Origin of the sequence: Bartonella sp. AU15XJBT (genome assembly GCF_028618615.1) — a bacterium.
Classification (GTDB): domain Bacteria; phylum Pseudomonadota; class Alphaproteobacteria; order Rhizobiales; family Rhizobiaceae; genus Bartonella.
Window position 1 is genome coordinate 1 of record NZ_JAQITG010000074.1, and the last position, 2,658, is coordinate 2,658.

At 47.3% G+C, this 2,658-nt stretch carries 6 protein-coding genes; all 6 read right to left on the bottom strand.

Going from position 1 to position 2,658, the window contains the following annotated elements:
- Positions 1-6: 6 nt before the first annotated feature.
- From PVV57_RS09975 to PVV57_RS10000, 6 genes are read right to left on the bottom strand one after another with little or no spacing between them, the layout of a single operon-like run.
- Positions 7-393 (bottom strand): GPW/gp25 family protein, encoded by a 387-nt coding sequence (locus tag PVV57_RS09975; RefSeq protein ID WP_273718804.1) that lies wholly within the window; start codon positions 391-393, stop codon positions 7-9.
- A 3-nt stretch (positions 394-396) separates the two neighbouring features.
- On the bottom strand, positions 397-597 hold the full coding sequence (locus PVV57_RS09980) for a hypothetical protein (RefSeq protein WP_015856807.1): 201 nt from the start codon (positions 595-597) through the stop codon (positions 397-399).
- Positions 598-610: 13 nt separating this feature from the next.
- The gene (locus tag PVV57_RS09985; protein ID WP_273718809.1) at positions 611-1,204 is read right to left on the bottom strand and encodes a baseplate assembly protein; all 594 of its coding nucleotides are present in this window, start codon (positions 1,202-1,204) and stop codon (positions 611-613) included.
- On the bottom strand, positions 1,201-1,722 hold the full coding sequence (locus PVV57_RS09990) for a hypothetical protein (protein ID WP_273718811.1): 522 nt from the start codon (positions 1,720-1,722) through the stop codon (positions 1,201-1,203). Before PVV57_RS09990 ends, PVV57_RS09985 begins: the two co-directional genes overlap by 4 nt.
- Positions 1,719-2,213 carry a phage virion morphogenesis protein gene (locus PVV57_RS09995; RefSeq protein WP_273784009.1) on the bottom strand — a complete coding sequence of 165 codons (495 nt, stop codon included), beginning with the start codon at positions 2,211-2,213 and terminating at the stop codon, positions 1,719-1,721. The genes PVV57_RS09990 and PVV57_RS09995 overlap by 4 nt, the downstream gene beginning before the upstream one ends.
- 1 nt (position 2,214) lies before the next feature.
- Entirely contained in the window at positions 2,215-2,637 is a 423-nt protein-coding gene (locus tag PVV57_RS10000; RefSeq protein ID WP_273718815.1) for a gp436 family protein, read from the bottom strand.
- Positions 2,638-2,658: the final 21 nt, after the last annotated feature.

The following is a 2,658-nucleotide window of genomic DNA, read 5'->3' on the forward strand; positions in this document are numbered from 1 at the left end:
AAAGGTTCAAACTCTGTCATCACCAACCTCTAAATTGATGCTCATTGGCTCTTTGTGTGACCAATCCCCCAAATGTCCATCGGGATAAAAAACACCGGTTAAAACAAAATGGAATGTGCCTTCACGCGTTGCTTTTGTCAGATCAATCCTCTGCAACGAAAACCCGGGCTCTCCACACTCTGGATCATCGAGTGCTTCAACAATTGCTTGATAAAGCTGCATCATCGTCGCAGGATCAGCATTGGCGTCTTGGAATGCTCCAACATCGCACCCATAATGACGACGCAAAACCCGTGTCCCAATTCTTGTCGTCAGACATTTACGCAGTGACTGTTGGCAATGCGCAAAGCCATATAAAAGAGAGCCGTCCTTTTCGCTCATCCCGCACCGCATGCTTTAAGCCCCTTTGCTTGTCTTTGTGGTAGAAACAGTTGGGGGCGCAGAAACAACAGGGGCTGGTTTTTCAGCAATCTGACCAAGCAGCAAGGGATATTTAGCCGCTTCCTCACTTAAACAAATTTCTTCACCTTTGCCCGGTGAACGCTTACCTGCAACAAAGTCTGCATTGGTTAAAATAACATAAGTATTCTCACGCATGATAAAAACTCCTTTAAAGAGGACTAGAGGTTGTGGAGGGACCCATTTTGACCCCACCGTGTTTGTGGCTTGCGCCAACCGATTTTTGATTGTGCTGTAAATCTTCTGCTTGAATCTGCACACTGCCCGTTAATGCAACACGGGTTGATTGATGAGAAAGCACCAAACCTTGGCTACTCAAATGAATTTGGTTTTCCCCATGGGAAAGAATAAGCTCATCCTTCGTGATACGCAAAGCACCACCCGCATAACACAGAGCAAATTCTTGGAAAGAGCGTGCGCAATTAGGTGCATCCTCACTATAACTATCGCGCACCACCAGAGAGGCAGAACCAATTTCGCCATGGGGATTTAACAAGCGCACCGGATCACCAACATGGAGGGGCATATTGCTTGAAACAGCACCAGAAGCTTCTTGCGCTTGTAGCCAAGGCGATAAAACCGCTTGTCCATTGGAACCCTGTTCGGAAAGTTTTACCCGCACCCTATGACCATCAACTTCTGCAACCCGCCCAATCATGTGCTGGTTGGCAAGACAGCGTTCAAGCGCATCAAGACGCTTCATCATTTGCCGCAAAGTGTCACTCAAAAGGTGCGCATCATTCATGCCTCCACCTCATCATCACATGAGATCAAACCAGCTTTGAGTTGTCCTTCATCACAAAAAATATCCTGTCCCAACTGATGCAAATCTTGGTGCCATTCCACCACGCTTATCGATACACCACGCTGCTTAATCGCCGCAGAGATAATCGGTTCGATCTCGACATCCCGCGGGGCACTCAAATGCGTTAGCCCCCACAATTGCCCGCTATGACAAAGCACCGCAATGGCTTCTGCTAAAAGCCAACTGGAAACATCCCGCTCTTTACCCGTGGTGATAATAAAAGCCCCTAAATGAAGATCAGCACTCTGCTGCCCAGAAGCCACAGAAGTTAAGCGACTTTCTAAAACCGCAACACGCACAGCTGGTGCCACAAGCATTTGTGTTTCCAGTTCTTCTAAATTAAAGCGTCCAAATTGACAGCCGCAATCGCGCACATCCGGCAAAGCCCTTTTAAGGCTCTTTATCACCGCCTCACGAAAGGCATTAATACGCCCTGCTTGTGTGATCGTTTGACTCATAAAAAGACCCTTTCCAACCAATCCTCTGCCGCTTTGACAATTTCCACTTTATTTTGCTCTGAAAGCCCTAAATAAGGGCGTGCCGGCATAGTCACTTGAGGCACACAAACAAAACGCTGTGCTTTGCTGCTTTTCAGAAAAAAGCGCAATGTCTTGCCATTTTTGGGGCGAATAACCCCACCCAATTGATGAATCCGCGCATAAACCAACCCACTCCCCACCATCACCTTTTCTGGTGAAGCTTTCATATCAATGGAGCGTGAGAGCGCCCCACTGGCAAAAAGAATAGAGGTACGGGCATGGTTGTTTTTCCACTTCTCTTCTTGGGCAGACATTTTTTCACTTTGAATCCGCCGTCTAGTACTCTCTTGAATGAGACGACCAACCCCTTGTGCCAAAGTCCCCATCGAGCGATCAGCGCCCTTTTGTAAAAAGGATAAAGCCGCTTCAAGCCCGCTCTCTTTAATCTCAATATGGGTTGAAACAGACATGTTACCTTCCCATCAAACGCGGTTTGGCATGGAAAAAAGCCCCATCACGCACGGGACCATCTTCGCTCATAATTTTAGGTTCATCGACCCCCAAACCAGCTTTGCCTTCCGCAATGCGTTTCAAAAGTTCAACCGCCTGTTTGTAACGATCTTCAATGGTCGTGGTCAGTGCCGTATGGCGTATGGCTAAATTATAAACAGCAATATTGACACAAATCATGCTGAGAGCCGCCGGCTGTCCAGAAATCGGGACCACGTAGCGATGAGACAAATGCACATCAATCTCACCGCTTGCTTGGTTTAGAGCGCGGGCAATGGCTTGCTCTGAAAAAACTGGATCAGAATTCTCATCCATCCCACATAAGTCATCCAAGAAGTCATCACCCCAGAGCTCTTCAATCAATGTTTTGCTTGCATAAGCCATTAAGTCTTTTCCTTAAACAAC

Excerpts from the sequence above, each read along its gene's own strand:
- PVV57_RS09985 (WP_273718809.1), bottom strand. The coding sequence starts at position 1,204 with ATGAATGATGCGCACCTTTTGAGTGACACTTTGCGGCAAATGATGAAG.
- PVV57_RS10000 (WP_273718815.1), bottom strand. The coding sequence starts at position 2,637 with ATGGCTTATGCAAGCAAAACATTGATTGAAGAGCTCTGGGGTGATGAC.
- PVV57_RS09980 (WP_015856807.1), bottom strand. The coding sequence starts at position 597 with ATGCGTGAGAATACTTATGTTATTTTAACCAATGCAGACTTTGTTGCA.
- PVV57_RS09995 (WP_273784009.1), bottom strand. The coding sequence starts at position 2,213 with ATGTCTGTTTCAACCCATATTGAGATTAAAGAGAGCGGGCTTGAAGCG.
- PVV57_RS09990 (WP_273718811.1), bottom strand. The coding sequence starts at position 1,722 with ATGAGTCAAACGATCACACAAGCAGGGCGTATTAATGCCTTTCGTGAG.
- PVV57_RS09975 (WP_273718804.1), bottom strand. The coding sequence starts at position 393 with ATGCGGTGCGGGATGAGCGAAAAGGACGGCTCTCTTTTATATGGCTTT.